Consider the following 26,523-nt stretch of genomic DNA (forward strand, 5'->3'; position numbering starts at 1 on the left):
GGGAGAATAAGTTGAGCGCAGCCGACGGCCAGAAGATCGCCATGCGTGGGGCGGGCTACTACTCGACCAACACCGTCGGCGCCAAATACGTCATCGACAAGGTCGGCGATCTCGTCGTCAAGGCAGTCGCCGGGATGCCTCGGCTGGCCGATGGCCAGCCATTCGCCGTCGCCGATTTCGGCGCGGCGGACGGTGGCACCTCGATGGACATGATGCGGCGGCTGGTCTCCGCGGTTCGGGAGAGGGAACCGGACCGGGCGATATCGATCACCTACACCGACCTGCCCCATAATGACTTCTCGACCCTGTTCCGGCTGAGCCAGGGACTTTTGGGAACCTCCGCCGAGGTTCCGCTGGCCGAGACGCCCGGCCTTTACATCTTCGGCAGCGGCACCAGCTTCTACCGCCAGATCCTGCCGGACAATTCTCTCTCGTTCGGCTTTTCCGCCACGGCGATGCACTGGATCAGCAAGCGGCCCTGCATGATCGCCGACCATGTCCAGGCGGTCGGCGCGACCGAGGCCGAACGGGCGCAGTTTCGCGCCCAGGGGCTGCGCGACTGGGAGACGATCCTGTTGGCAAGGGCCCGTGAGCTGAGGCCCGGCGGCCGGCTGGCGCTGGCCAATTTCTGCGTCGACGAGGAAGGCCGCTATCTCGGACATACGACCGGGGTCGACATGTTCGACAGCTTCGCGCGCCATTGGCGCGATTTGCTTGCGGCGGGGCGGATCAGCGAGGCGGAATATGTCAACGCGACGTTCCAGCAATTCTACAAGACGCCGGACGAGTTCGCAGCACCCTTTCGCGATCCCGTTTCGCCGGTGTCTCAGGCCGGGCTGAGGCTGGAAAACATCTTCACCATGGTGACGCCGTGCCCCTATGCCGAGGCCTTCCGGGTCCATCGCAACGGGCAGGATTTCGCCAGGGCCTATGTGCCGACGCTCCGCTCCTGGTCGGAAACCGTTTTTGCGAACGCGCTCGATCCCTCGCGTCCCGCCAATGACCGTGCCGCAATCGTCGACGATCTTTACGGCGCTTATGAAGCCGAGGTCGCACACGCTCCCGAAGGTCACCGCATGGACTACGTCCACTGCGTGGCGGAGATCGTCAAATCGTAAGGGGTACCGAGAGTTTGCGCGCCGCTTCCTGAAAACGTTCAGATGACGATCCTCCGGGCCAGCTGTCCATTCTAGAAGATTCACGGCATCTAGCTGCCGGTCGGCTTTCGGCCCAAAGCGGTGGACAGGTGGGTCTACAATTGGCCTTCGACTGGGGTTCCTGGAAGCCTTTCGAACTTTCTGCCTCGCGCCGCCAGCCGAACTGCGGGCATTGGTGAAGGAAGTCGGGGATCCAGGCCCCGCTGTAGTGCAAGCTTGAGGCACTCGCCGATGGCGTCGGGGCCACTGGCCCGTTTCTCGCATATGTTCGCGGCCAACGGAGCGGTGCAGTCATCAGAGGATCATGGCGTCCTCTTGGTTTGGCTATCTTGCCAAGCAGACGCAGAAGCGGCGTGAGCAGTCCATGCGCAGCGTCGTGGTCGAAGAGATTCGGCGGCAGTCACGGCCAGCCAACTTCTTCAGTGCGCGGAGTGTATGTCGAGACATTGCCGCCAGAGAGCTTCCGCTGGCAGGCTTGAAATGGAGGTAACTTACGGCGATATCTTTGTGCAGCGTTCACTGGACAACGCGATGTCGGGGATCATTATCGATCAATTGGAACGTCAAAAGACCGCACGGGGGAAGCAGCTTCTAGATCAAGATCGCTAGAGGATGTGAAGGTCGCCAGCCTATCGCGGCCGCCGGGGCCCGGCAATGAGCGCTTTTCCATTGAGCAGGGTGATGACGGGATAGCCAGGGTGCTGATTCACAGAAGGCCGTAGGAAGGCTCCCAGTGTGCCGCCCGTCCCCGCAACCAATTTTATCATAAATCAATAACCGTCCCGATTTAGCCGGGGCGGTTTTTGCTTTGAGAGGCGCGAGTGACCTTTGATACACACGAAGCTGGTGAAGCGGGTTGCTAAAGCTGTGCTGCACTCGGTGATTGTGCCCTCATAGAGGCCGACGAGAGAAAGTGTTGCGGCATGTTAGAACCGGTCACGGAAGCGGCCGCTTTGCGCCTCGTGTCGCTCGTACAGAAAGGTTGAGACTGAAATGTAAGCGGACGACGCCCACGGGCATCGGCTGCATTGAAAGGAGATCAGGAACGGCACGAATTTTCCAACACACACTGGCAAGACCGACGGAATGTGCCGCACCTTTTTTGGATGTGGTTTGGCTAGACGTCCTGTTGCAGCATTCGTTCAAGGCCGCTACGCAGCGCATCGGCCTGCACTGGCTTGCTGAGCAGAAGGAAATCTTTGAAGTCCGCCCGAAGCTGGCTAGCCGCATATCCGCTGACGAACGCAAAGGAAATGCCCTTTGCCAGTAGGCTCTCCGCGACGGGATATGATGTCTCTCCCCCCAGATTGACGTCAAGAAGGGCTCCATCGACTGTCGTTTGCTCAAGGAGCTCAAGAGCCTGCGAGACGGAAAGCGCCGGTCCGATTACACGATATCCCGCCGCCGCCAATTCGTCGGCCAGGTCCATGGCAACAAGCCACTCATCTTCAACGATCAGGACAGCAAGCTGCCGCAGCCTGCCATCTTTTTCACCCCCTACCATTGGTCCATCACTTTTAGCCTTACAGCGGAAAGCTCAATTCGAGAACAAATCCTTCTGGGGGAAACCTTACGTCCAATTCGCCGCCCAATTGCTGTTTCACCTGTCCCTCGACCAGAACAAGGCCGAAGCCCTTTCGTTCCGGCGCTTGGACTTTGGGGCCGCCTTTTTCGATCCATTGAAGCCGGATGCGCCCGTGCTCATGCTTCCAATTCACAGAGACACCGCCGGTCCCGTTCGATAGAGCACCGTACTTGGCTGCGTTTGTCGCAATTTCATGAATCACCATGCCCAGCGAAAGCGCGTGCTGCGGCGCAAGGGCCACCTCGGCCCCTCCCAGCTCCAGGCGCTCCACGCCGAAGGTCTCAGCCTCCACACGGACGAGATCCCGGATCGACACCTTCGTCCAGTCGGCCTCGGACAGAAGCGAATAGGCTCGGGCCATCCCATGTAAGCGACCAATCAGGTTGTCCGAAAATTGCTCTAGGGAGGGCGCCGTCTTGCGTGTGCTCTTTGCAATGCTGATGACCACCGCGAGCATATTCTTGACCCGGTGGTTCAATTCCGAAATGAGAACCTTCTGCTGTTGCTCCGCTCGCACGAGCGAGGCGACGTCTACGATGGTGATGACGACACCGCCGACCTCCTCATCCTGGTTGCGGTATGGAGCGAGGCGCACAAGGTAGTGCGTTCCGCCGTCGTCAGCGGAAAGCTGGCGTTCGATGCCTTCGCCTGAGCGAAAGACCTTGCGCACCTGCGTCTCGAGATCGGGATACTGCAACGCCCCCGCCAATTCGGTCAGGGGCCTTCCGATGTCCGCCTGACGCAGGCCGAAGAAATCGGCCGCGGCGGGAGTAAAGTTGCGAACCACCAAATTGCCGTCGAGGAATACCGTGGCGATTTGCGTGGCGGCGTATAGGTTCCTCAGATCGGTGTTCGCGCGGTCGAGGTCCTCGACGCTGGCCGCTAGTTCTGCGTTGATCGTCGTCAGTTCCTCGTTGAGCGACTGCATCTCCTCCTTGGAGGCCTCAAGCTCTTCGTTCGTCGACTGAGCCTCCTCGTTGACGGAAACCAGTTCCTCGTTGGATGACTTAAGCTCCTCAAGGGCGGTCTCGTATTCCTCGATTGTGGACTGGAGACGTTCGCGCAACTCCCGCAGCTCGCCTTCCGCGACCGCCTCAGCTTCTTCTGCTTGCCGCTCCGCGCCTTCGACCGTGGACCGGTTCCGCCAGCGCTCGACCGGCGTGAACAGGACCAGAAACAGCGATTCACGCCCTTTAGGCCCGCCTAGAGGCTCTATCGTCAAGTTGGTGATGTTGCCGCTCTCGCCGTTCTGGTCGAGCATCAACACCTGACGGCTGGCGGAGCGTCCTGTTTCCATTGCCTGACGCAGAGCCGCCCGAAGATCGGCTCGCAGCTCGCGCCGTGCCAGATCGAACAGGTGCCGGTTGGGCGCGCCCTTCGGCATTCCGAGGAAGCGGTCGGTGTTCGAGGAATAGTGGAGGATCTCTCCATCGTGAGTAATCACTACATGCGCCGGCGCATGCCGTTCGAGAACCTGCAACTCGGCCTGCTGGCGGACGCCGTTTGCATCAAATTGGTCCCGATCAGACGTAACGCCCCGCTGCCGCAGGCCTGAATGGTCTAGGGCCATTGGTAGACGCCGCGATCGCGACACGCCGCCATGGTCGCGGGCCTGGAAGATACGGTTTTGCTTGTCGAGCGGCGCAAACAAATCGCCGTGCCGGGCGACGCCTTCAGATGTACCGAGGAAGAGATAGCCCCCCGGCTTGAGAGCGTAGTGAAAAGTCGGGATCACCTGATTCTGGAGTTCACCGCCGAGGTAGATCAACAGGTTTCGGCAGGAGACGAGGTCCATGCGCGAGAACGGCGGATCGGAGATGACGTTGTGCGGAGAAAAGATACAGATCTCACGCACATCCTTGGAGACGACATAACTGACGCCGTCGCGGCGGAAGAAGCGCTTGAGCCTCTCGGGATTCATATCTGTCAAAAGGGCGGGCGGATAGCGTCCAGCCCGTGCGACCGACAGCGCCTCCTCATCGATATCGGTGGCAAAGATCTGAACCCGGGGCATGATCTCGAGTCTCTCCATCTGCTCGCGCATCAGAATGCCCAGCGAGTAGGCTTCTTCGCCGGTGGCGCATCCGGGCACCCACAGCCGAATCGTTTCGTCGGCACCGCGCCCCTCAAACAGCCGCGGCACGACTTGTTCCTTCAGTGCTGAGAAGGCATCGTTGTCGCGGAAGAAATTGGTGACATTGATGAGCAGGTCCCGGAACAGCGCCAGCACCTCGGAAGGGTCATCGTGGAGGCGCTGCTGGTAGGCCTCGAGCGTTTGCAAGTGAACAACCTTCATCCGTCTGGCGACACGGCGCATAAAGGTCCGAGGTTTATATCCGGAAAAGTCGTGTCCCGCGTGGCTGCGCAGCAGGCTCGAAATCTCTTTTTGAACGCGCTGAACTTCGTCGCGTTGCCGGTCCTGTTGATGATTGATGAGACCGTCGAATGCGCTGAGGCTGTCCCGGATCTGGAGCAGTCGTTCAGGCATATGCTCGACCGGCTCGGCAAAGTCGATCAGACCGCTTGCCATGGCGCTGGCGGGCATTTCCGGATTTCGCGGACCCGAACCATCTTGCGCCTGCGCCATGGTAATGCCGCCGCTCTCCTTGATCGCCTTGACCCCCAGCGTTCCATCGGAATCTCCCCCGGAGAGCACGATGCCAACTGCATTCTCGCCCTGATCTTGGGCCAACGAGGCGAAGAGGATATCGATCGGCTTGCGTTCCCGATGCACCGGATCGTCGTCCGTCAGCCGCAGTCTGCCATCCCTTACCGTCAGGATCTTGCCCTCGGGCATGACATGTACGGTGTTCGCCCGCAGCTCCGCGCCCTCTTCGGCAACAAGAACGGAAATCGCAGTATAACGGCCAATGACCTCGTGCAGCAGGCTACGCCGTTCGGGGCTGAGATGGGTTACAATGATAAATGCCATCCCGCTGTCGTTCGGAAGTTCTCGGAAAAAACCCTCAAGTGCCGGAATACCCCCGGCCGAGGCGCCGATACCCACAACGAGCGGAGTCTGCGATGTCATAAGCTTAATCTAGCGCTGTGCGATGACACCGACAACGGAGGCCGATTGTTGAGGCACATGCGGAGCCCGCCTTAGTCGCTGATAGAATCGATGTTCGGCTGAGCGGCTTCTATATCCAGCGGCGCTTTGGGGCCGGATGGGCGAAATGACCGGCTTCCTATAGTCGCCGGTACCGTTTGGAAGACCACCGTACAAGAGCGGCTGTGATTTCGATCAACTGCCGGGGTGGTTTGCACCGAAACAGGAGCACCAGCAAAGATGCGTCTTACGACCAGAACACCTTCTACGAGGCTTGGCGGCTGACGATCCAGCGTCGCAGTGAGAGGCGATTTCATTCCAGTCGTAGACACGGACCTTGCGGGGCGGCTGCCGACCCTGTGCAATCAGATCCAGCATATACTCCCGAACGCGCTCAGCCTCATGAGGCGGCAGAACGCTGGAGATACGGAGGCGGCAGAAATCGGATAGTTTTACGGGAGAGCAGTTTCATATTCGAAATTTCAGGCACTGATAGCAGCTTTGGGAGATGCGGGCGGCCAATAGCCGATTCTTCCGGTTTGGCGTCGTCAAAATTTGCCAGGCAACGTCCTGTAGACGAAGCCGTTTCCAGCGGCTTTCGCTAAGAAACGATCTCTTGACTCACAATCGTTGTTAGTAAAGAGATCGTATCTAGTGGATCAGGCAAGGAACATGGCCGTGCCTTGCTGCCAGCAAGACAACGGCAACCCTCGCGATCGAAGCGCTGGCTGAAGCTGGAATTCTCGTCGAAACGACCGGCAAGAAGCGTGACCGCAGTTTGCCTACCGAGCCTATATGGAGCGTCTGCGGATAGGGACGGATTGCCTGATCGCAAATGAAACGAACGGGTCAGGGCTGGCGACATCGGACCTCACATCGCGTAACTTTGCAGCTTGCATCGCCACAACCATCAATCACTTCGATGCGCCAGAGCGTGGACGTTTGCGCCACCCTAATCAGAGAATGTCCGCTTCGCGCCCAATTTCGGTCCTCAAAGTTAGCTGTGCCCCTGTCTAAAAGCGGACGTCCCAGGCGACCGCGCTGGAAGTCATGGTACGCCACTAGCAGACGATCCGCTTGCCGCCAGCAACGGCCCCTAATTCAACACATCGAGAGGCCGCGCCCCGCCCCGCCTGCAAATTGTTCATGTGAGATGAAGGTTCTGCACTTCGTAGGTCCAGACCCGAAACCCTTTGAGAACATGCGGGCCGAAGGAGTTGATGAGCGGAATGTCGGCCGCATCGCGGCCGCGGGCGACGACGATCCTGCCAATCCTGGGCGTGTTGTTTCGGGGATCAAAAGTATGCCAAGCACCGTCCAGGAAGACCTCGATCCAGGCGCTGAAGTCCATGGGGTCGACGACCGGGACCCCGATGTCGCCGAGGTGTCCGTTGACATAGCGTGCAGGAATATTGAGGCAGCGGCACAAAGTCAGCGCGAGATGGGCGAAGTCGCGGCAGACGCCTATGCGTTCCTGGTACGCCTCGAAGGCCGTTCGCGTCGATCTGGCCTGCATGTAGTCGAATTGAATATGACCGTGGACGAAGTCGCAGATTGCTTGCACGCGGCCCCAACCTGGGGCAGTGGCGCCAAACATGTCCCACGCCGCCTGGCTGAGACGATCGGTTTCGCAGTAGCGGCTGCCCATTAGGTAGACAAGGCAGTCGTCTGGCAAATCCCACACCGCTACTTCGCGGGCAGCTGGCAGCAGCCTGTCTATCTTGCCGTCATCCTCGATCGTTGCATCGCCCCACATCGTCAGGTCGCCCGCGGGCGCGACAAGCCGGCGGCATCGGTTGCCAAAGACATCATGGTAGGTCGATGTCGGAACATCGGGCGTGGTGAAGACCGTTTCGGGGATCCTGATGTCGGCCGCGCGGTCGTCGTGGACCGATAGCAGGCATACCAATGCGGTCGGTTGCTGGCAGGTCAGCGTGATCTCATAGCCGTAGCGGATCAGCATGTGGATCTTTCCTGCCGGAAATCAGCGGGGGTCAGAGTGCAGGATTCGCGACGGTTGCCGGAGTAGGCTTGGCAAGCAACATCATGGATGGACACCAGCAAGGCCTCGAATGCTGAAAGGTATCTTGTTTCAGCAGGCCCGGTCTCGGCCAAGGCGATATCCGATTTCGCGAGCGCCTCGACATCGACCAAGAAGCAAGCCGTCATGATCGGTGAGGCGGACGGCGTTGCGCGCTGAAAACGTGGAAGTCGGTCCAGGAGCGACCAACTTTCACTCGACGGCCATTTGATGGTCCATAGAAATCGCGCCCGGACGCGCCGCCCTCATTTTCCCAGACCGCAAGCGCGGCGAAGTTGCGGGTCCGACAGCTTTCGTTGTTATGGCCACTCATGATGTTAGCCGATCCTCATTACTCGCCTCCCCGGCGAGAACGCCCGAATAGAGCGTTGCGCCATTCGCATCGGCGATCGTCATGGCGTCCGGCCGCTGCGGCATGTTCAGGGTCCCAGCCAAAAGCCTGGCGATTTCGATCGCATCGTCGAGGTCGGCGGCTTCCGCGGCCTCGCGGCCGAGCACGGCATGCGCATCGTCCGCTTCTCGGGTGCGATAGAATTCGATCATGATCTTCATCATCATCCATCTCGCTGTGTCAGTTCTCGCCTTAGCCGCGAGGGGTACTGATGTCAGGAAGTCTGGTGTGGGCGCCGAACACGCTTTTAGGCTTGGGCAGGGCCTTTTCCTGCTTCGGCTTCCTGATTTCCCGGCTCGAGCGTTTCGGTCCCTTTGCCATGTGCGAACGTCCTTTCGATGAGCGTTATGGTGTCACCCGGCGATGTGGCGACCGGTTCGAGACTGTCTTGCGTCGCCACCCGTTCATGAGGTTCGCCGTCGTTGCGGATGCGGTACTGCGCCGAATCTTCCCTCGGCGGGAGTCTGGCTGTGATCCGGTAGATTTCCGAAGTCTTTGGAAACGTGCCGAAGCCGCCCTTCAGCCGGACAGCCTGTCCGAGGGCAAATAGATGCGTTGCGGCTTCGCGGCGGACCGGGTGTGCGTTGCGTTGCATCATCGTGGTTCTCATCATTGTCTCTGGTCCTGCTCCAGTGCGGCTTTGAGCGATGCCGGTTCGATCGGCACCATCTGCCGCGTAGCACCGCTTGCGGAGATCGCCGGCAGGTGAATGAAGGTGGCGACGCGGCGCCACGCGATCAGGGAAGCTCCTTCGAGGGCTTCCTCGTCGTGATCGACGCGGTAGTCCCCGGGTGGTTGCGGTGCATCAAAGCCGGGCAGCGAAAACGCCGACTTGAAGCGAACGATAGTTGGTGTGGTGCGGCTGGTCATTTGTTGCGCCTTTCAGCGGAAACCCGCGCCTGCGCATTTCCGTATCATTCCCACTCGAACCACCGGAATGATGCCCGACGCTGCCAGTACATCCGTGGTCAGCGTCGATGTCATTCCAGGGGTTCGAACGGAACGAAATGTGCGCCGGACCGGCGCTGCACTCGTTTTCGAGAATTCGGTGGTGAATGGCGGGGCTTGACACAAAGCCAACTCGACCAAATCAACGAGTTTTACCTATGCGCCTCATTTGAGTTCTAAACAAGGTCGAGACGCATTATATTTGTCCCTTGAAATAACAGACGCACGCCCGCAAAATTCAAGCCGGCAGAAAATTTCCCACGAGCGCGGATGAATTTCTGCGCGGCTCGAATTATTTCATTCGAATTCTTGGCCATCGGCGAGAAATAATTCTGGCACTCCTATCTATCGAGTGCCAACCCGCCTATACAGAGGCAGCGGCCCGCCCAATGCCGGCCACAGAAAGAAGTTCCCCATGAAATTCCGGCCACTCCACGACCGCGTCGTCGTTCGCAGCGCCGAAGGCGATACCAAATCCAAGGGCGGCATCATCATTCCCGACAATGCCAGGGAGAAACCGCAGGAAGGCGAAGTGATCGCCGTCGGCCCGGGAGCACGCGACGAAGCCGGCGCCTTGATCGTGCCCGATGTGAAAGCCGCCGACTTCATCCTGTTCGGCAAATGGTCCGGCACCGAGGTCAAGATCGATGGCGAGGACCTTCTGATCATGAAGGAAGCCGACATCATGGGCATCATCGACAAGAGCGAGACCGGCATTGTCGACAAGACAATGGCCGTCAAGGACGCCGCCTGACCGGGCAGTCTTCACGGCAAACGGCGCACTCCAATTTTCGAACGGGATCAACGATCATGTCTGCCAAGGAAATCAAATTCTCCACCGACGCGCGCGACCGCATGCTGCGCGGCGTCGAGCTCCTGAACAACGCCGTCAAGGTGACGCTCGGCCCCAAGGGCCGCAACGTCATCATCGACAAGGCTTATGGCGCGCCGCGCATCACCAAGGACGGTGTGACGGTGGCCAAGGAAATCGAGCTTACCGACAAGTTCGAAAACATGGGCGCCCAGATGGTGCGCGAAGTGGCCTCGAAGACTAACGACCTTGCCGGTGATGGCACCACCACCGCCACGGTGCTGGCCGCCTCGATCCTGCGCGAAGGCGCCAAGCTGGTCGCTGCCGGCATGAACCCGATGGACCTCAAGCGCGGCATCGACCAGGCGGTCACCGCCGTGGTTGAGGAAATCAAGGCGCGGGCCAAGAAGGTCAAGTCGTCGGCCGAGATCGCGCAGGTCGGCACCATTGCCGCCAATGGCGATGCCAGCGTCGGTGAGATGATCGCCAAGGCCATGGACAAGGTCGGCAATGACGGCGTCATCACTGTCGAGGAAGCCAAGACCGCCGAGACCGAGCTCGACGTCGTCGAGGGCATGCAGTTCGACCGCGGCTATCTCAGCCCGTATTTCGTCACCAATGCCGACAAGATGCGGGTCGAACTGGAAGAGCCCTATGTGCTTATCCACGAAAAGAAGCTCGGCAACCTGCAGGCGATGCTGCCGATCCTCGAAGCGGTGGTGCAGGGCGGTAGCCCGCTGCTGATCATCTCCGAGGACGTCGAAGGCGAGGCGCTGGCCACGCTGGTCGTCAACAAGCTGCGCGGCGGCCTCAAGGTCGCGGCCGTCAAGGCGCCGGGCTTCGGCGATCGCCGCAAGGCGATGCTGGAAGACATCGCCGTGCTCACCGCCGGCCAGATGATCTCGGAGGATCTCGGCATCAAGCTGGAAAACGTCACCATCGACATGCTCGGTCGCGCCAAGCGCGTGCTGATCGACAAGGACACCACCACGATCATCGACGGCGCCGGCGCCAAGGCCACCATCCAGGCGCGCGTCGCCCAGATCAGGGGTCAGATCGAGGAAACCACGTCCGACTACGACAAGGAAAAGCTGCAGGAGCGGCTGGCCAAGCTCTCCGGCGGCGTTGCGGTGATCCGCGTCGGCGGTGCTACGGAGTCGGAAGTCAAGGAAAAGAAGGACCGTATCGACGATGCGCTGAACGCCACGCGCGCAGCTGTCGAGGAAGGCATCGTGCCCGGCGGTGGTGTGGCGCTGCTGCGCGCCAGGTCGGCGCTCAAGGGCCTGACCAGCGCCAATGCCGATGTCACCGCGGGCATCTCGATCGTGCTCCGGGCCCTCGAAGCGCCGATGCGCCAGATCGCTGAGAATTCCGGCGTCGAAGGGTCGATCATCGTCGGCAAGCTTGCCGACAGCAAGGACCACAATCAGGGCTTTGACGCCCAGAACGAGGTATATGTCGACATGATCAAGGCAGGCATCGTCGATCCGGCAAAGGTGGTGCGCACGGCACTGCAGGATGCCGGCTCGATCGCAGCGCTTTTGATCACCGCCGAAGCCATGATCACCGACATTCCGACCAAGGATGCCGCACCTTCACCTAGCGGCGGCGGCATGGGCGGAATGGGATACTGAGATCTTGGCGCCAGGATACGGCCGTGCGTGAACCGACGCTACCCCCGGTGTTCGGCAGGCTTGGGGTCAAGTCGCCGGTCGCCATCGTGGCGGCTTCGGCCACATCCAGCAATATGACGAACCTGGCGGCCCGTATGCGAGAAGGTCTCTCGTCGCGCAGGGACCTGGCTTTGAACCTCGGCGTGGTGCTGTGGACAGTACTTGTCCTGGCGGCGGTATTTTTCATTCTGCAAACCTGAACCGATCGGCGGCGGGCGAAAACGAAAGGACGCGGAATATGGCAAACCGCTACGCCCTTGTATGGACCCTCCGGACAGCTGGACCGTTTTCGACGTCTTCACCGGCCAGCCCGCCGAGTCCGATCACAAGATCATGGTCGGCATCAATGCCGGCCAAGCGTACGAGATGGTCAGCCGGCTGAACGATCAAGACGCCAAGCGGCGGGAAGAGGCCGGCCGCTGACTTGTGGACCTGAGGATACTAGCGACCGTAGGCGAACTTCCGGGTGTAACTCGCGATCAAATTCGCCTGTCGGGGTCTTCAGTCAGTGCTCGCTAGAGAACACTGTCAATGTGTAACCGAACGAGCCAAGACCGACGACTTCCTCATCGAGGCGAATTTTCCCGGAGCCGTCGAACCAGCCGGCCAGCGTGGTTTCGGTGGTCTGGCGCCTATTCCTGCCTCAGCCGACCATCAACCTCTTTCAGGAAATGAGCTTCATTGAGGAGCTTTTCCCAATCCGTACCGAAGCGCTCAATCAGATCACGAGCCTGTGCTTCCGTGAGATTCGCTTCTCGCGACAGTCGGCCGGCCAGGAGGTCGAATTCGGTGAGATCGGTCTCGGGCAAACTGCCATCGCGGTGCTGCATCGCCTGGGCGATAACCTCGAACACGCTGCCGACTTCCTCGTAAATCTCGCTGACCTCGATGCCCTCTCGGTCCGCAGCTTTACATCGCTTGGTCGGTCAGATCGCTTATGGCGGCAGGGTCGTCCGTCACCACTTCGGGCAAATGCTCTGCCATCCAACGCTCGAGGAAATTGGCGCCGCGTGTGCTCATTTTTCCATAGCGGAAGCCGCATATTAGGTTCCGCTGATCTTAATTGGACCGTGAACCTTCTCTTTCGGGGAGCGTTGCCATTGGTTTCAGGAGGTTTCCGATGGCGCGCTTTCAAATCGAAGAGATCTATGGCGAACGCCTCGTTGCCACGACATCTGCAGAGGCACCTGATGCGCTCAGCGCCGCAGAGACCCTGACGGGAAAGGCGATCTCCACCAAGGCCTTGCAAGAGCACTGGTTTCGGGTTGTCGACGAACGCGAAGGCACCGTCCACGAATTCAGAATTGCAGAGGAGCCGCCAAAGGATTTTGCCAAATGATGAACTGCTTCGGCGCAAAGCCCGGCTCGCAGATCAAGGGTGACACAGGATTATGCGAGCCGGGCCTAGCCGCCGGCACCTATTCCGGGGGGACGTGGTTTCAAACTCGGCGGTAAGTAAAAGTTGTTCGATAATCCCTCGTGCTGCAATGAGGACTGAGGTCCCATTACGCTACCTGCTATGGTCTATTCGGCATGTGAAAGAGCCCGCCTGCCATGCGCACTCGACGGGCTGTTTATCGAGTGTGAAGCGTTGGATTGCGGAAGGCACCCACCCGACGCGACGCGCTCTGAAAGGAAGCAGCCTAGCGCGCCGGCAACGTGAACAATCACCAGCCAGCCATGACCGCCCTCTCTCAGCGAATTTGCAGAACTCTCAGCACACTACCGTGTCGGCACCCAAGGGCTGCAGCGAAACACCTTCCCCGGTGGGGCTGCTGTGACCACGGCTGCGCCCGACCGTCGCAGGAACAAAAAGCCCTGGCGCCGATTGGTTTTTTGAAGCCAAACCCGCGGAGGAAACGGGATGACGGTCGAACTTGTAGTTCTCGAAATGGCGGCTGCCCGGCAGCACGCAAAGCGAGCTGACCAGTCGCTGAAGCAAGCGACGGCCATGCTCCACGATAACCATGGTATCGCGGTGAGCATTGCGCTGTGCTGCCGCATCCGAAACGGGCAAGCGCGCGCGAAGGCGGCCAAGCGTCGCCTGCTGAAGATCGCCCCACCAGCAACCGCGCACTGACGAGCAACAACACTCATGCAGATCTCAGATTTTAACACCGCATCGATGCACGGGAGCCAACTGTTCCGTGATACCAAGACGGCGATGCTCGTGGTCCGGATCCTGCACCAGATGAAGCGGACTGCGGCCGCGGTCGACGACGTCGCGGACGCGCTTGAGGAGTTTGCAGCAGCCACGCACCGGCCGGTGGCACACTTCACCCGGCTGGGAACGGGCGAAACGCTCGGGCTTTAGCCCACGCGACAGGCGCGGCGCATAAGCTATCGATTTCGGAGGGAGTCACTCGCCTCGCCCTACCGGGCCACCTGCGCCACCATTCCCGTTCAAGCACGCTCGCCACGAGGTCGGCGGCTGGTGTGCGCGGCGCGGCATGCGCGGCAGCATGTTCGATCAGGAACTGAGGTTCGGGCATACGCTCGGCGGCTTCAGCGAAGCATCCGAGAGTGCATGAGAACGCCGCGGCGCGGATAGAGACCTCGTCGTCGTCGGTTTCTGGCACCGTTCCACCAGGCCGGGCCTTGATCAGCTTCTCGACCTCTCGGAGGCCCACCAGTGCCGGCGAGGCTTTCCAGTCGAACCGGCGCGCGCTTCCGCCGGCTTTTCCTTCAAGATGACCTTGCCAAGCATCACCTGCTCGGAGCTATTCTTGTTGATCTGCCGGCGAGCCTTCATGCCGCGCTCGTGGCTTTCGGCCAGACGCAGCGCCAAAGCGCGTAGCGAGCCCGCAAGCGCGATGGGCGGGGCTTTCAGGGCTGCTGCAATGTCGTCAAAGATCGCTTCCATGGTTGCCACCTGCGATTTCTTCGAGGCAACCATAGATCGAAACAGGGATCTTTGAATCCCCCTCGCTGTTGCTGCAAAACCTACAGCGACCATGGTCATCGGGCTCTATGACATTCCTTGTGCAAGCTTCCTCAGGCGGACCATCCAGGGAAAGGGGCACACAGTTTGAGGGAAGGGGCTCGCACGCCGGCGCCTCGAAAGAGGATCGCGACAGGGCTCGTACCTCAGCCGGCCAACAACGTCGGCGGCTGCTCCCCGGGTCTTGCCACCGCGGAGCCCAGGTCGAGAAAGATGGCATGGTCCAGATGGAGGCAGCGCAGGCCCGCGGCATGTCGCGCGCCATGCGCTTCCGCCGCCTTGAGCGCGGGCAAGCCACTCACCTGCTCGCGGACGTCACGGCCGTACTGGGATCTATCGATATCGTGCTGGGTCACGTGGACGGATAGGCCCGAGCCATCGAGAGCGAGCCCAACGTCGGAGTTGAGACGGTATCGCATCAGACGGCGTAGCTAGCTCCGCTGACCTCTTCTTCAACAGCGGCTATGCACTACTGATTGTCGGTTCGGCCCGCAGAAGCCTGCACCTGCGCGTTTATCCGTCCACCACAAGGTCAAGGAAGGCGTTGGCCGCCTCGACCTTGCCGATCGCGGGGAACCTTGGAGATCTAACAGACCACCGCTGGGAACATCGCCGTTGGGAACAATGTCTTTCGGGCGTAGTTCGGTCGCGTCCAGGCGGAGAGCGGCCAATCATGTGTCTACAGCAAACGACCGGAAGTTCGCGGCCTAAGCCCCGACGGCGGACCAGGCCAATTTTCATTCCTTGCGCAACCCTGTCGGCAGGCAGGCTGGACCCACAAGCTGACGCGAGCACGTCGTGCGCGGCCGTATGACTCTTTTCAGTTTCGTGACAGCGCTGAAAGCGACGTCCGGGATCCCAATCGCATTTCGGCAAGCGATGCAGATCAGCTCGCCTATGGAGAAGACGATGCCAATCACAAGAGTTCGAAGGGCACATTCACGCCGGATAAGGTGAGGTTTTTGAGGCACGTGCTGGAAGCTGGCGCAACGGCCAATGAAAGCGAAGCCCAAAGAGAGGGGCGCTCATTGCGACTGGTCGCCAATTTCATGACCGGCATGTCAGACGAGCGGGAGTTGAGGGAACTCTCGCACAAGCCGCTTGGTAGGTAAAATTGCGTCGATCCGGGAAGAGCAACAGCTGGGCAGGACGTGATTGGCGCGTTGGCGTACAAGGTGTCGATGCTGCCGTTGAGACGACTGCCGATCCAGTGGCGGGCAATCATCCTCTCTTGGATCGGCAATGACCAGCGATCCTCTTGTTCCGCTCGCGAAATCCATTCGAGAACGCGACGCGGTGCTGTTTGTTGGGGCAGGCGTCTCGATGAGCGTCGGCCTGCCGTCCTGGGAGAAGCTGATCGAGCGAATGGCGGATGAACTCGGCCTGGAAGCGGACCTTGGCAGGCAACGCGGCCGCTTCCAGACTCTGGCCGAGTATTACCGCATTGAGCATGGCAGCATCGGACCGCTGCGCAGTTGGATGGACCGGCACTGGACCGTCAGCCGCGATAAGATCGAACAGTCCGAATTGCACCGTCTCATCGTCGCGCTGAACTTCCCGGTGATCTATACGACGAACTATGATCGAAACCTTGAAGTCGCCTTTGAAATACATGGCGTCGAATACGTGAAGGTGGCCAATGCGAGGGATGTCTCGAAGGCTCGCAGGGACGTCCCCTATATCGTGAAGTTCCATGGCGACTTCGATGACGATTCCTCCTTAGTCCTCACGGAAACCGATTATCTTGATCGACTGTCGTTCGACTCGCCGCTAGACGTGAGATTCCGTTCGGACGCATTGGGCAGTACGGTTCTGTTTATTGGCTACAGCCTTTCCGACCTGAACATCCGGCTGCTTCTGCATCGGCTCTGGCAGACTTGGAGCCGGTCGGGCTATGAGGCGGATCGGCCCCCCTCGTTTATCTTCATGGCACATCGTGATCCTGTCGAGGAAGCTGTGCTGGCGCGTTGGGGCATTACGGCGGTGACGGGCGACGATCCAGATCCTGAGACGGGACTCCTTAATTTCCTTTCTCGCCTCGCTGACCTTGTATACGCCAACGGAATGAGTCGGCCCGGGTCTGCCGCCGGGAGGCGAGGTGGGGCCGGGCCTACCCTCACCGAGTGACGGCGGCTCGCCGAAGATGGGGTGGATAGGTTAAGGTTTCTTAGGTTCGGGCGCTGCTTCAGCTTACGCTGGCCTACATATGGCTTGCGTTTACGGAGCTCACGTGACATCGAGCAACAAATCGCAGGCCAACTTTTCAGCGGATAGATGTTCCGGCACGCGCTCTAAAAGGCCGTCGCTTGTGCGCAACCTCAAATGGGCCGACCGCACCGAAAGGCCTAATTTAAGGTTCGTACGCCGTCCGGTTTTGTCATGGCGCACGGACGCTGGCCGCGGACATCTCCCTCGCCCAAACACGAGGCGCTGAGATGCACAGCCAAGTCCTAGAACCCTCCCACCTCGACATGCTCACTCGCGTTCTGCACCACGCTGCAAGCAGGACGGGCATTAACTCGACTCGGACGATGCGCAGAACGTCGCCGTTAACGTTGGTCTATCTGTTCCAGAGAGCGATGGTGAACGAGTTTGACCTTATTGACACCTTGGGGCCCAGTCGCGCAAGAACCTACGCCGCGTTGGCTAAACAATCCGCTCGTCCGATAGTAACCTGGCTGACTGCATTGTGGCGGATCGCAAGCTGCTAGGTCAAGCAGGCGACCGCAACAGTCGCTTTCTATTGGCCCTAATCTTCCCGCCATAGTAACTTACAAACTTGTTTGCTGGCGCGCCCACAGCGAGCATCATAATTGAGCGGCCGGCAGCCTCGATTTTTTCACTGATCATCAACTTAGCTTCGCGTTCAGCCGCTTTGCCGCCACTAGCAATTCGCATACCTCTAAGCCAGATCACTTGCTGCGCCTCCAGTATCGAAAGTGAGAGATCGACCCATAGATTGAACATTGAGCGGTCCTGATTGGGATGAGAGAACGGCAATCTCGTTCGTCGGTTCCGCCGAATTGGCAGGTCGAAAAACTTCTCTCTGGGAGCGAGTTCAAGGAAGAAGCCGAACGTTCTCTTCGAGACTTGCGCGAGCGGTGACGACCCGATCCTGCCCGAGAAGAAAAAGCCCCGTGGAGAGTTCCACGGGGCCTCATCGATTACAGCGGTGTCGTTCGGCGAACGCGATCGCGTTCCGCTTGGATGTCATCAAAGGGCGCTGCGGTAGGGTCGAATCCTGTCCATCCGGCGGACTCGTAAGCGCTGCGCCGTTCGTCAAGATTGACGGAACGCTCTCCTCGCAGGATGCGCTCGGCCTCGCCGGTCAGCCGATCGTCCACTCTGGCAGTCACCAGACTGCCTCCGCGGCGCACGCCTTCGGCATAGACATGGGCGTCACGTTCCGAAACGCCAGATTCAGTCAGCGCCCCGACGATGCCGCCTGCGGCTCCACCAACCACAGCGCCGCCAACCGCGCCGACAGCCGTAGCAGCGAGCCAGCCTGCGGCCACAACGGGCCCGACACCGGGGATCGCCATGATCCCGAGCCCCGTGAGCAGGCCGCCCGCGCCGCCGACGAGCGCTCCCAGGCCGGCACCAGCGGCGGCATCTTCGCCGGCTTCTGAAGTCTCATCCTGCCGATACCAATTGTCGGAATTGTTGGCCACGATGCTGATGTCGTCTCGCGGCACGCCAATGGCTTCCAATTCGCTCACGGCGTCGGAGGCGTCCTGATAGTCATCGAAAAGTCCGGTGACAGTGGTCATTGTTTCACTCCATTTCTGAGTTCGGTTATTGAGCGCCGGCAACCACGTTGCCTTGGAAATCGAGCGCTACGGTCACCTGCTTTCCGTCTTTCTGGGCGGTGCCGCGCCAGATGCCTTGGTCGTCCTTCGTCAGCGCGCTGACATTGGAGAAGCCGGCATCCTGAATCCGCGATTTCGCCTGCGCTTCGGTGAAGCTGTTGGCGCCAGGCACGGGCGCGGCCGGATTATTGGTGTCGCTCGTGGACACCGCGGGCGTCGTCGAGCTCGTCGTGGAAGACTTGTCGCTGGTGCCGGATGCGATCTTTTCGATCATTTCCTGATGCATCTTGAGCGTCGGCAACGTCTGCTGCGCGAATGTCTTGAGCTGAGCATTGTCGCCGTCCTTGGCGTAGCCTTCGAACAGCTTCACAGCGTCAGCATGTGCGTCGCGCTGCATCTGCACGTAAGACTTGTCGAATGCGTCCTTGCCGGTGTTCAGGGTGTCGAGTTCGCTCTTGTGCGCGGCGTCCGTCTGGGCAGGCACCTTCAGTTTCTGCTCGCCGGCGATCGTCTCCAGCTTGGCGTTTGCCGCGCCGTGATCGTCGATCATCTTCTGCGCGAAATCTTTGACTGCCTCATCTTGAGCCTTGCCTTGTGCGATCTTGCTCGACTCGACCTCGAACATGCCTCCGGCGGCGGCCTTGTCGACGAAGTCCTGAGCTTTATCGGCGGCATAGGACGGCACGGCAAATGTCAGGACCGCGCAGGTGGACAGCGCTGTCATTAGAAGGCGGTGTTTCATCGATAAGTTCCTTGCTGAATGGGTGTCACTCAACAAGCGCCAGACCCCTTTGTTCCGGTCCAACGACGATTTAGGCCACTAAAGGAATGCCTCTTGCTCAGGAGGCGGCGCTAGGTCGTCTGTAAGGGCGAGGTGCGTCGAGATTCGCGCCGCCCCAATCGCGACGAGCCAAGCGCGGGCCGGCTCTTCTGTCGCGTTCGACCCTAGCCGCGGTCAGCCGCCGTTTGCAGGATGTAGAGCGCATCGCCATCAGCAATGCAACGGCGGGTATGGCCTGCCATTTCATTCGGTTAGTCCTTCTGCTCGTCACGCTTACGGCTCGGCGGTAGCGGGGCGGCGAGACGGATGTCCTTGCCGCCGGTGACCATAACTCATGACAGCCTCCGGATGAAACTTGACGTAAGAGATCACGGCGGTTTTCACATCATCGACCAGTTCTTCCCTGAGCTGATGCCAATCCAAATACTGTGCGTTGCCCTGCGAAGGTTTGACCCTCCACATGGCATAGGGTGCAGTTCGGAAGTATTCGAGTTCGCCCTCGATGACCGACTCGCCATGCACCACGAGGTGCCCAGCGAGCACATAGGTTTGGCCCAAGCGCCTTGGAAACTCGGAAGACGCGCGAGTGCCAGATTGGCTGCCGTCATGGGATGGCAGGCAGGGACTTCCGTGGGCTGATTTGCATCTAACGCAGCTAGAGGAGCAAAAGGCCAGGAGGACACTACCAAGACACAGATCAGCGTTTCCACGAAACCTGTCTGCATCTTACGCATGGGGCTTCCCGACGCCAACGACCCTTTATATATCTTCAGCATAAACATTCGCAGGGAATGGCATCCTTGTCTCGGCGAGCTTTCCACCCCACGAGCAGTCTTGCAGGTACCAGTTCGCGTCGTCGCACGAAGCCGCAGACTGTGGCAAACGGGACTGGTATGCTCCACCTGCGAAGGGGCGGCCAGATCAGATACGTCCGAACCATCAAAGTATGCACCGACCGTGCCGCGCTGTTTACGATCAACTACAACCGTGATGAAAAGGAGCCCTACGATCCGATTGCAGTTGGCATGGTGCGGTCGTTAAGGGCGGAAGGGTGCTAGCGCCCGTTCGTCGGGGTCTCGCCGATCATGCATGGAGGCGGACAGCGCTTATTGAAAAACTCTTCGCGCACTCAACCGGCTATGGTCTTTTCAAGAATGACAAGCTGAACGCTTTCGCGCTCTGCCGGTCGTTCGGGCGAGGCCATGTCGTAGGACCGGTCATGGCCGAAAGCGATGCTGATGCCGTGGCAGTTGTCCGGCCGCACCTAGCCGACCATTCGGGGTCTTTCCTCAGAGTCGACACTCACATGCACAACGGCGAGTTCGCTGCCTTCCTGTCACATGCCGGAATGCCGGTCTTCGACACGGTGCTGACCATGTCGCTGGGCAAACGCCTCGCTGATTTTGCGAATGGCGGCTCGCCAAGGATCCATGCGTTAGCAAGCCAAACCCTCGGGAAATCACCTTCTTTCGCGCCGTGGTTACGAGCGGGCGTGGTGGTGTTCGGACGAGAGCTGCGGTTGGCACAGCCGTAAAGCGCTTCAGGGAAAGTAGCAGCTAAAGCGAACCTCGCGCTGGTTGGCGAGTGCCGAAGCGCCAGCACAGGCTGCGGGATCAACTTGGCGCCGCCAGCTCGCCCGCCTCTTCGATCTTGTCCAGAACAGCTTCGGGCGCCACGTCGCGCTTGAGTTCCTTCAACTCGTCGTCACCTTTGGTGTCCACGTCCAGCCGCTTGGCAATCTCTTCGACCATCTTGATGAGCTTGGTCGTCTCATGTTCACTCAGCAGACTGACCTGCAGATCGAGGTCTGCCCGGGCATTGTCCTCGGCCGCCATGCGGTTCTGGTTGATCAGAACGAACGTCGACAGAAAGATCGCCTCGACCGAGGCGAGCATGGCCAGGATGACCAGCGATGGATCAAACGGCTTTATGAAGGTTACGACGCCGAGATTGAGTGCGATCCACGCCCCAAAGAAGATGAGGTGAATATAGACGAACATCATGCTGCCGGCGAAGCTGCTGATAGCTGCGGCCGTGCGTTGCTCCACGGATGCAGACCTCGCGTCGCGTTTCCGTCTCGCGACCAACGCCTCTATGTTCCGCGCCAGAGCAGGGGTGAGGCCTTCCGCCGCCGAGGTGGTTGGCGTGACGTAGCCCTTGCTGTCGGAGGCGGTTGTAGGACTCATTCTTGTCTCTCCCATCCAGGCTGCCTAACTCCCGGTTTGACGATTCGCTCCATTTTGCTCGGCTTCGAACGTGCGCATCCATGTTCCTGTCCGCAATGCCGCCGCCGCATTGATGATCCTGCGGACCACCGCTCGTCATTCCTCGGCGTTGAGTTGCGTGCCCGTAGAACCTATTTAGCGGCCATGCCTGTGCGCCGAAAAATCGACCAGACCGCGAAGCTGGTTGGAGAGTGGACTCTTTCTCCGGCGGCGACGCTTGGATCGTCGGTCCGGTCAAGGGGAATCTTCCTCGAGATGCGCGCGCGTCTTCCCTTGTCCTTGAAAACGCTGCTCCACCTAGAGTCCCGAGTGCTCAGCTTGCGGCTGCCTGAGGGCTCTGACCTCGACGTTGAAGCCGCAGCGGCAATTGTGTCCGAGGTCATGCGGAATATCGAAGATCTCCCGGTAATCCCTCGAGAAGTGGAGGACATCCTTACAATCTCGTCCGGCGAGCGGCACCGTTGGCTGAAGGACGGTCGCTTGCAGAGCGCGGGGACCAGAACCGTCAAACTTCGCGGACGCGCGAGAAAGATCACCTTCCACGTGTTCGACCCACGTCACATCGAGGATTTGCTCGATCGCGATCTTGTGACCGTCTGGCGCGAAGAAGACGCGGCGACGGCGGCCGAGAACCGGAGACGCGCCGCCGCAAAGGCAGCCCTGAAGCGCGCGCAAAAGAGAGGGCGCGGACCGGCAGGCTCAACCAACAGCAGCAGGAACGAGGATCCCCCTTCCAAGCTGCGCGGCTGGGAAGATTTTGAGGGCGAAGGGCTGCTGCGCTGACCGGCTCGTCGCATCGTGCGTGATCAGCAGGGTTTCCGCTGGAGGCCAGCCGCGAGGGCCGATGGTGACTGCGCCGCGACGGTGGCCGCCTCTGACGCGCTGTCGGGGGCATCGTTTGATCGTGGCAACGTGACCTTGCCCGACCGGCTTACCGGGATCATGCGGGCAGAATCACCGACGGCAACTTGATCTTGGACGGTCTCCTCTGGCCCAGCCGACGAGCGGCTTCCAAAGCCCCGCCCGCGAACGCTTTGGCGACGAACGCCGTTATTAACATCTCAGTGAGAAAATCGTCGACGGCGGCCGAATCCATTTCAGAGCCGCGGGGATCAATTTCTGTCAACCGCGATCGCGCTTCTCTTGCCGCCGCGGAGGCATCTTCTGCGTGGACCAGCGCTTCAAGCCTCTCTATCGGACCTCGCGACCTAGATCAGCGTGATCGGCATATAGGAATAATCACCTTGTCCTGCCGGAAACGCCGCTCCAGCGTGGTACGGCGAGCACGCCACTCACGTAGGTCGATCTCCTCGGTCATGACTTCAAAGATGACGATCTTGTCGGCGTTTGACTCGGCCCCCTTTCTCCACAAACCATCCGCAGGCGCCTGAAGATAGGCGGTAACGCCGTCGAAGCGGCTCGCCAGTTCTTCCTTTACCCTCTCGAAGTCCCCTTGGGCGAAAGGCTGGCCGCCATTGTCCATGCAGGGAAGCAGTATTTGAACAAGATGCATGGCGATCAGTGACGAAAGCTGTGGTTGGTGTCTGCAAGATGATTGTGAATGTCCGTGGCTGCGATCGCAGCGTGGCCGGAGGCTACCGCGATCTGGTTGATTTCGTTCACCACATCACCAGCGGCATAGAGACTGGGCACAACGGTTCGTTGATGCGCAGTTGCGGGTAATCGCAATGAGCTTCGCGCGGCTTTCACCGGCATCGAAAACAACAACTCGACGCCGGAAGCGGCCGAGATAGGTCGCGGCGGCGAGCCCAGCGGGGCCACCTCCAACTATCAAGCAGTCATTTTCCTCGGAGCGATGATGTCCCTGATCAGTCATGACTTGATCCCAACGAGCTCACCTGAACCCCAGAGAATGGGTCGTGACAGGCTGCAGCCTTGCGGATTGGCGTGCCTGGGACTGCCCTGTCTTCGCAGCTGTCTATAAGGAAACGCTTCCAGGCGAGGGGGCTCGCCTCCCCAATTTGCGCACAGGGAATGGAAGTTTTGACGTTGGTCCGATCATGATGACACAGTCCTATGGGATCCCGTCTCTCCCACTTCATAAAGCCCGGGGCCGCTATTTGGTTCAGCAACATTCCCCAAAACGCACCCGCCGCCCTTCTGGGATGGCCCGCGATTGGTTGTCCTCAAGATCGACGATAGCCAACGCATGCCGCAAATGCGGTGCCTCGCGTTGCTCCTCGCGCTTGTCGTTCGCGCACATGGGATTAAGGTGTTCTTGGGGGTGACGGGGGAGAAGATTGTCTCGTCGATCGGCACGAGCCCATCTGCTTGGACTAATCGCGGCAGCCGTGTTGCCCGTCTGGCTTTTTGCTGCCCATCTGCTGGTGACATACGCACTGCACGAGCGGTCACGGATCGAGCAGGAAGCCCTGTGGACCGCTCGACAGGTGTCGCTGGTGGTCGAAGGCGAACTCTCCAATCTTAAGACGGTTCTGGACGGCCTCTCCAGGTCCCCCGCTCTGGCCAGGGGAGACTTGCTGGCGTTTGGCTCCGAGGCGCGCCGCCTTGTCCAAGGGACGAACGAGGTGATCACACTGCGGAATCTGGACGGTCGCCAGTTGGCAAGCACCGGACCTGAGCTGGCCTCCGATACCTCCTTGACAACACCGCTCACGGTTGATGACCGCGAGCAACTGAAACTGGCTGGAATTCTCGTCAGCAACGTGTTCGCCGGGCACAGGGCTAACGAGTATCGCGTCGCCGTCACCACGCAGGTATCGGGGTTCAACGGCCAACCGTTGTTCCTTTCGATATCAGTTCCTACCGAACGCATCCGCCTTGTCATGCTGCCAGCGGTTCCGGAGGGGTGGACGGTCGGTGCCGGGGACCGCGAGGGAAAATATGTCGCCAGATCCAAATTGCATGATCAGGTGACCGGCAGGCCCGGTTTGCCTGAATACGTGGCTAAGGTCGTAGGCCGCTCCGGAACCTTCCAGTCTCAGAATTTCGAAGGGAACAGATTGCTGGCTGGATATTACCGATCACCCTATTCTGGCTGGTTCTACACCGCCAACATTCCACTATCCCAGGTCCAGGCACCGCTCTGGTGGTCGCTCGCGCAGATCGGAGGGATCGGTCTTTCGGCGCTGCTTTTCTCGCTCGCTCTGGCCTACTTCGTCGGCCGGAGGTTTACCAAGGCCACCGCAGATCTCGTCGAGCGAGCCGATGCGCTCGGCAACGGCCGCGCCGTGGAGCCGATCCTCACCTCGGTCGCGGAATTCGACACGATTGGGCAGGCCATGATCACGGCAGAGCATGCAATTGCGGAGCGCACGCGCGAGTTGGAAGCGGTTTTAGAGACGGTTCCCGCTGCGGTCTGGTTTACCTATGACCCGCAAGCTCGCCAGGTTATCCGCAACCGGTTTGCGGCGGAACTTATGGGTCTGTCGCCCCCGCCGCAAAGGCCATTTGGGAAGCCGGATCTGGTGATCGACACTCTTGCCTACAAACACGGCCAAACCATCAGCCGGGAGGACCGCCCGCTTAGCAAGGCAATGCGAGGCGAAGAGACCACCAACGAGGAATTTGCATACACTCTGCCATCAGGGGCGCAGCGATATTTGCTTTCCAGCGCGCGGCCCATTCGCAGCTCGGAAGGGTCGGTGGTGGGCGCAGTGCAGATCAGCCTGGACATATCTGACCGCAAACGGGGGGAGGAACAGCGCCAGTTGCTCGTCAATGAACTGAACCATAGGGTCAAGAACACCCTTGCGGTGGTTCAGGCCATAGCCGCCCAAACTATGCGCAACGCCAGCAGCCTGGCACAGGCGGGTCAGGCGCTTTCCAGCCGACTTGTGTCCCTGGCAAAGGCGCACGACATCTTGACCCGTGAGAACTGGAGCGGCGCCGACCTCAGCGCTCTGATTGCGGCCGCCGTTGAGCCGCATGCATCTCTCGACCGTTTCGACCTCGGCGGAGAACAAGTCTGGCTTCCACCCAACATCGCGCTCGCTTTCGCCCTAGCGCTTCATGAACTGACGACAAACGCGATCAAATATGGATCGCTCTCAAACGCAACGGGATCGATCGCGATCAATTGGAAGCTGCAGGAGGCTGGAGGCGACCGGGTTCTTGAGCTCGATTGGCGTGAGAAGGGCGGTCCACCTGTCACCCCGGGTAAAACTGGATTTGGTACGCAACTGCTCCAGCGGGTATTCGAGGGAAAGAACGCTGGTGGGGTGAAGATCACCTACGATCAGGCTGGTCTACATTGTGCGTTCCGGATGAACTTGAGCGAGGAAAGATAACACCCCCAACGCTCACGGAACATAAGTTCCGATCGGGCGTTCGGGTTCGCTCGGGGTCTCGGCGGTGCGGTCCTAATCGTTGAGGACGCGACAATGATTTTGCTCCTCGCCGCCATTCCTCAGGTTGGTGCGGTATCAGCTGGAATGAGCAACTTGGCCCTAACCGGTCAAGGGAGCGCTTGACAACCTTGTTCCTATTTTGTTCACTGTGGGGATGGCAGCCACAGGGAGGCCGGTGATGAACATCTTGATCGATGCAAGGCGCGCGAGCCCAGAAGAAAAACAGCGGGGTCTGGACGCTGCTCGGGAAGTGATCGAGCGTTCCGGGTTGACACCTGAGGAAGCGGCTGAAGGCTCATTCGCGGTCGAAGGCTGGGATGAGATGGGTTTCCCACCGGACCAAGAGCCATCGGAACGGGAATATGCTGCCGCTGACGTTTGGTGGGCAGCTAGCAATGCCGCAATTAAGGCGTGTTGTGAGGGGTGGCCCGACGAGAAGCGCATGCAGGTCAGCGGCATCCAGTTGCTGCATAATCCGGATATGCAGCTCGCCGACCGTACCACTGCACTCAGTCGGATGCGCGCCATCATCCAGGCCGAAGACGGCGAGCACGAGTACCATGACGATAGGGTCTTCTTGCTTGCTCTAGCCGCCACTGCTGAGGTTCCGGACAGTTCGAAAGTGCAGCGACTCGTTAGCGCCGTAACCGTTGCCTATACATCGCTGTCACTCGCAGGGTTCCACCCATATGAGCCCGTCGAGCCAAAGCGCCAGGCGGTGCTTGACGCCATCGACGCTCTTGAAGCGGAATCAGCGCCGCTCAACTGAGAAAGGCCGTTG

At 59.9% G+C, this 26,523-nt stretch carries 27 protein-coding genes and 2 pseudogenes; 14 read left to right on the plus strand and 15 right to left on the minus strand.

Annotated features, from left to right (window positions below; all coding sequences use genetic code 11):
• The first annotated feature begins 11 nt into the window (after nt 1-11).
• Complete coding sequence (locus LB523_RS19155; RefSeq protein WP_224605934.1) at nt 12-1,118, plus strand: class I SAM-dependent methyltransferase; 1,107 nt, start codon at nt 12-14, stop codon at nt 1,116-1,118.
• 1,156 nt (nt 1,119-2,274) lie between these two features.
• On the opposite strand, the gene LB523_RS19160 is transcribed toward LB523_RS19155, so the two are convergent.
• The 6 genes from LB523_RS19160 to LB523_RS19185 form a co-directional block, all read right to left on the minus strand.
• Complete coding sequence (locus LB523_RS19160) at nt 2,275-2,661, minus strand: response regulator (protein WP_224605937.1); 387 nt, start codon at nt 2,659-2,661, stop codon at nt 2,275-2,277.
• 19 nt (nt 2,662-2,680) lie between these two features.
• The gene (locus LB523_RS19165) at nt 2,681-5,773 is read right to left on the minus strand and encodes a CheR family methyltransferase (protein WP_224605940.1); all 3,093 of its coding nucleotides are present in this window, start codon (nt 5,771-5,773) and stop codon (nt 2,681-2,683) included.
• Between the two features lie 1,162 nt (nt 5,774-6,935).
• On the minus strand, nt 6,936-7,754 hold the full coding sequence (locus LB523_RS19170; RefSeq protein WP_224605942.1) for a transglutaminase-like domain-containing protein: 819 nt from the start codon (nt 7,752-7,754) through the stop codon (nt 6,936-6,938).
• A gap of 387 nt (nt 7,755-8,141) precedes the next feature.
• Nucleotides 8,142-8,384, minus strand: a complete 243-nt coding sequence (locus tag LB523_RS19175; RefSeq protein ID WP_224544590.1) for a hypothetical protein — start codon at nt 8,382-8,384, stop codon at nt 8,142-8,144.
• Nucleotides 8,385-8,470: 86 nt separating this feature from the next.
• Entirely contained in the window at nt 8,471-8,836 is a 366-nt protein-coding gene (locus LB523_RS19180; protein WP_224605945.1) for a hypothetical protein, read from the minus strand.
• Nucleotides 8,833-9,093, minus strand: a complete 261-nt coding sequence (locus LB523_RS19185) for a hypothetical protein (RefSeq protein WP_140721212.1) — start codon at nt 9,091-9,093, stop codon at nt 8,833-8,835. Before LB523_RS19185 ends, LB523_RS19180 begins: the two co-directional genes overlap by 4 nt.
• A gap of 493 nt (nt 9,094-9,586) precedes the next feature.
• On the opposite strand from LB523_RS19185, the gene LB523_RS19190 reads away from it, so the two are divergent.
• The 4 genes from LB523_RS19190 (at nt 9,587) to LB523_RS19205 (ending at nt 12,078) form a co-directional block, all read left to right on the plus strand.
• Nucleotides 9,587-9,925, plus strand: coding sequence for a co-chaperone GroES (locus tag LB523_RS19190; protein WP_224605948.1), 339 nt, complete (start codon nt 9,587-9,589; stop codon nt 9,923-9,925).
• Between the two features lie 56 nt (nt 9,926-9,981).
• Nucleotides 9,982-11,616, plus strand: coding sequence for a chaperonin GroEL (gene groL, locus LB523_RS19195; protein ID WP_224605951.1), 1,635 nt, complete (start codon nt 9,982-9,984; stop codon nt 11,614-11,616).
• A 23-nt stretch (nt 11,617-11,639) separates the two neighbouring features.
• Nucleotides 11,640-11,855: a hypothetical protein gene (locus LB523_RS19200; RefSeq protein WP_224605954.1), complete on the plus strand. Its 216-nt coding sequence runs from the start codon at nt 11,640-11,642 to the stop codon at nt 11,853-11,855.
• Nucleotides 11,856-11,916: 61 nt separating this feature from the next.
• On the plus strand, nt 11,917-12,078 hold the full coding sequence (locus LB523_RS19205) for a hypothetical protein (RefSeq protein WP_224605956.1): 162 nt from the start codon (nt 11,917-11,919) through the stop codon (nt 12,076-12,078).
• 209 nt (nt 12,079-12,287) lie between these two features.
• Here LB523_RS19205 and LB523_RS19210 read toward each other — a convergent pair whose 3' ends face one another.
• A complete protein-coding gene (locus LB523_RS19210; RefSeq protein ID WP_224605959.1) occupies nt 12,288-12,509 on the minus strand; it encodes a hypothetical protein in 222 nt (73 codons plus the stop codon).
• Nucleotides 12,510-12,775: 266 nt separating this feature from the next.
• On the opposite strand from LB523_RS19210, the gene LB523_RS19215 reads away from it, so the two are divergent.
• The 3 genes from LB523_RS19215 (at nt 12,776) to LB523_RS19225 (ending at nt 13,969) form a co-directional block, all read left to right on the plus strand.
• Nucleotides 12,776-12,994: a hypothetical protein gene (locus tag LB523_RS19215; protein WP_224605963.1), complete on the plus strand. Its 219-nt coding sequence runs from the start codon at nt 12,776-12,778 to the stop codon at nt 12,992-12,994.
• Between the two features lie 525 nt (nt 12,995-13,519).
• Nucleotides 13,520-13,735, plus strand: a complete 216-nt coding sequence (locus tag LB523_RS19220) for a hypothetical protein (RefSeq protein ID WP_224605966.1) — start codon at nt 13,520-13,522, stop codon at nt 13,733-13,735.
• Nucleotides 13,736-13,750: 15 nt separating this feature from the next.
• Nucleotides 13,751-13,969: a hypothetical protein gene (locus tag LB523_RS19225; RefSeq protein WP_224605969.1), complete on the plus strand. Its 219-nt coding sequence runs from the start codon at nt 13,751-13,753 to the stop codon at nt 13,967-13,969.
• 288 nt (nt 13,970-14,257) lie between these two features.
• Here the strand turns inward: LB523_RS19225 and LB523_RS19230 are convergent, their stop codons facing one another.
• Complete coding sequence (locus LB523_RS19230; RefSeq protein WP_224605972.1) at nt 14,258-14,617, minus strand: hypothetical protein; 360 nt, start codon at nt 14,615-14,617, stop codon at nt 14,258-14,260.
• A gap of 197 nt (nt 14,618-14,814) precedes the next feature.
• On the opposite strand from LB523_RS19230, the gene LB523_RS19235 reads away from it, so the two are divergent.
• Nucleotides 14,815-14,964 carry a hypothetical protein gene (locus LB523_RS19235; RefSeq protein WP_224605975.1) on the plus strand — a complete coding sequence of 50 codons (150 nt, stop codon included), beginning with the start codon at nt 14,815-14,817 and terminating at the stop codon, nt 14,962-14,964.
• 874 nt (nt 14,965-15,838) lie between these two features.
• Nucleotides 15,839-16,723, plus strand: coding sequence for an SIR2 family NAD-dependent protein deacylase (locus LB523_RS19240; RefSeq protein ID WP_224605977.1), 885 nt, complete (start codon nt 15,839-15,841; stop codon nt 16,721-16,723).
• Nucleotides 16,724-17,308: 585 nt separating this feature from the next.
• Here the strand turns inward: LB523_RS19240 and LB523_RS19245 are convergent.
• The 4 genes from LB523_RS19245 to LB523_RS19260 all read right to left on the minus strand — a co-directional run bounded on the left by LB523_RS19245 (nt 17,309) and on the right by LB523_RS19260 (nt 19,744).
• A complete protein-coding gene (locus LB523_RS19245) occupies nt 17,309-17,563 on the minus strand; it encodes a hypothetical protein (protein WP_224605979.1) in 255 nt (84 codons plus the stop codon).
• 197 nt (nt 17,564-17,760) lie between these two features.
• The gene (locus LB523_RS19250; protein ID WP_224605981.1) at nt 17,761-18,366 is read right to left on the minus strand and encodes a general stress protein; all 606 of its coding nucleotides are present in this window, start codon (nt 18,364-18,366) and stop codon (nt 17,761-17,763) included.
• 25 nt (nt 18,367-18,391) lie between these two features.
• On the minus strand, nt 18,392-19,147 hold the full coding sequence (locus LB523_RS19255; protein ID WP_224606049.1) for a DUF4142 domain-containing protein: 756 nt from the start codon (nt 19,145-19,147) through the stop codon (nt 18,392-18,394).
• A 312-nt stretch (nt 19,148-19,459) separates the two neighbouring features.
• Nucleotides 19,460-19,744 (minus strand): hypothetical protein, encoded by a 285-nt coding sequence (locus LB523_RS19260; protein WP_224605983.1) that lies wholly within the window; start codon nt 19,742-19,744, stop codon nt 19,460-19,462.
• A gap of 538 nt (nt 19,745-20,282) precedes the next feature.
• On the opposite strand from LB523_RS19260, the pseudogene LB523_RS19265 reads away from it, so the two are divergent.
• A pseudogene (locus tag LB523_RS19265) lies at nt 20,283-20,642 on the plus strand (GNAT family N-acetyltransferase); the annotation flags it as partial.
• Nucleotides 20,643-20,799: 157 nt separating this feature from the next.
• Here LB523_RS19265 and LB523_RS19270 read toward each other — a convergent pair.
• The gene (locus LB523_RS19270) at nt 20,800-21,372 is read right to left on the minus strand and encodes a DUF1003 domain-containing protein (protein ID WP_224605985.1); all 573 of its coding nucleotides are present in this window, start codon (nt 21,370-21,372) and stop codon (nt 20,800-20,802) included.
• A gap of 183 nt (nt 21,373-21,555) precedes the next feature.
• Between LB523_RS19270 and LB523_RS19275 the strand changes: the two genes are divergently transcribed.
• Nucleotides 21,556-22,194: a hypothetical protein gene (locus LB523_RS19275; RefSeq protein WP_224606050.1), complete on the plus strand. Its 639-nt coding sequence runs from the start codon at nt 21,556-21,558 to the stop codon at nt 22,192-22,194.
• 430 nt (nt 22,195-22,624) lie between these two features.
• Here LB523_RS19275 and LB523_RS19280 read toward each other — a convergent pair whose 3' ends face one another.
• Nucleotides 22,625-22,894 (minus strand): hypothetical protein, encoded by a 270-nt coding sequence (locus tag LB523_RS19280; protein ID WP_224605987.1) that lies wholly within the window; start codon nt 22,892-22,894, stop codon nt 22,625-22,627.
• Between the two features lie 189 nt (nt 22,895-23,083).
• Nucleotides 23,084-23,248: pseudogene (locus tag LB523_RS19285) on the minus strand (NAD(P)-binding protein); the annotation flags it as partial.
• Nucleotides 23,249-23,723: 475 nt separating this feature from the next.
• Between LB523_RS19285 and LB523_RS19290 the strand changes: the two are divergent.
• Together LB523_RS19290 and LB523_RS19295 are read left to right on the plus strand one after the other, a co-directional pair.
• A complete protein-coding gene (locus tag LB523_RS19290; RefSeq protein WP_224605990.1) occupies nt 23,724-25,682 on the plus strand; it encodes a sensor histidine kinase in 1,959 nt (652 codons plus the stop codon).
• 238 nt (nt 25,683-25,920) lie between these two features.
• Nucleotides 25,921-26,511: a hypothetical protein gene (locus LB523_RS19295; RefSeq protein WP_224605993.1), complete on the plus strand. Its 591-nt coding sequence runs from the start codon at nt 25,921-25,923 to the stop codon at nt 26,509-26,511.
• Nucleotides 26,512-26,523: the final 12 nt, after the last annotated feature.

The organism is Mesorhizobium sp. ESP-6-4 (assembly GCF_020164735.1).
GTDB lineage: Bacteria > Pseudomonadota > Alphaproteobacteria > Rhizobiales > Rhizobiaceae > Mesorhizobium.

What these genes read in the sequence shown, in the direction of transcription:
- LB523_RS19255 (WP_224606049.1), bottom strand. Translation starts at nt 19,147, where the DNA reads ATGAAACACCGCCTTCTAATGACAGCGCTGTCCACCTGCGCGGTCCTG.
- LB523_RS19250 (WP_224605981.1), bottom strand. Translation starts at nt 18,366, where the DNA reads ATGACCACTGTCACCGGACTTTTCGATGACTATCAGGACGCCTCCGAC.
- LB523_RS19280 (WP_224605987.1), bottom strand. Translation starts at nt 22,894, where the DNA reads ATGGACAATGGCGGCCAGCCTTTCGCCCAAGGGGACTTCGAGAGGGTA.
- LB523_RS19160 (WP_224605937.1), bottom strand. Translation starts at nt 2,661, where the DNA reads ATGGTAGGGGGTGAAAAAGATGGCAGGCTGCGGCAGCTTGCTGTCCTG.
- LB523_RS19275 (WP_224606050.1), top strand. Translation starts at nt 21,556, where the DNA reads ATGCCTGTGCGCCGAAAAATCGACCAGACCGCGAAGCTGGTTGGAGAG.
- LB523_RS19225 (WP_224605969.1), top strand. Translation starts at nt 13,751, where the DNA reads ATGCAGATCTCAGATTTTAACACCGCATCGATGCACGGGAGCCAACTG.
- LB523_RS19295 (WP_224605993.1), top strand. Translation starts at nt 25,921, where the DNA reads ATGAACATCTTGATCGATGCAAGGCGCGCGAGCCCAGAAGAAAAACAG.
- LB523_RS19185 (WP_140721212.1), bottom strand. Translation starts at nt 9,093, where the DNA reads ATGACCAGCCGCACCACACCAACTATCGTTCGCTTCAAGTCGGCGTTT.
- LB523_RS19165 (WP_224605940.1), bottom strand. Translation starts at nt 5,773, where the DNA reads ATGACATCGCAGACTCCGCTCGTTGTGGGTATCGGCGCCTCGGCCGGG.
- LB523_RS19230 (WP_224605972.1), bottom strand. Translation starts at nt 14,617, where the DNA reads ATGACCATGGTCGCTGTAGGTTTTGCAGCAACAGCGAGGGGGATTCAA.
- LB523_RS19180 (WP_224605945.1), bottom strand. Translation starts at nt 8,836, where the DNA reads ATGATGAGAACCACGATGATGCAACGCAACGCACACCCGGTCCGCCGC.
- LB523_RS19190 (WP_224605948.1), top strand. Translation starts at nt 9,587, where the DNA reads ATGAAATTCCGGCCACTCCACGACCGCGTCGTCGTTCGCAGCGCCGAA.
- LB523_RS19220 (WP_224605966.1), top strand. Translation starts at nt 13,520, where the DNA reads ATGACGGTCGAACTTGTAGTTCTCGAAATGGCGGCTGCCCGGCAGCAC.
- LB523_RS19245 (WP_224605979.1), bottom strand. Translation starts at nt 17,563, where the DNA reads ATGTTCAATCTATGGGTCGATCTCTCACTTTCGATACTGGAGGCGCAG.
- LB523_RS19270 (WP_224605985.1), bottom strand. Translation starts at nt 21,372, where the DNA reads ATGAGTCCTACAACCGCCTCCGACAGCAAGGGCTACGTCACGCCAACC.
- groL (WP_224605951.1), top strand. Translation starts at nt 9,982, where the DNA reads ATGTCTGCCAAGGAAATCAAATTCTCCACCGACGCGCGCGACCGCATG.
- LB523_RS19175 (WP_224544590.1), bottom strand. Translation starts at nt 8,384, where the DNA reads ATGAAGATCATGATCGAATTCTATCGCACCCGAGAAGCGGACGATGCG.
- LB523_RS19240 (WP_224605977.1), top strand. Translation starts at nt 15,839, where the DNA reads ATGACCAGCGATCCTCTTGTTCCGCTCGCGAAATCCATTCGAGAACGC.
- LB523_RS19205 (WP_224605956.1), top strand. Translation starts at nt 11,917, where the DNA reads ATGGACCCTCCGGACAGCTGGACCGTTTTCGACGTCTTCACCGGCCAG.
- LB523_RS19170 (WP_224605942.1), bottom strand. Translation starts at nt 7,754, where the DNA reads ATGCTGATCCGCTACGGCTATGAGATCACGCTGACCTGCCAGCAACCG.
- LB523_RS19215 (WP_224605963.1), top strand. Translation starts at nt 12,776, where the DNA reads ATGGCGCGCTTTCAAATCGAAGAGATCTATGGCGAACGCCTCGTTGCC.
- LB523_RS19235 (WP_224605975.1), top strand. Translation starts at nt 14,815, where the DNA reads ATGGTCCAGATGGAGGCAGCGCAGGCCCGCGGCATGTCGCGCGCCATG.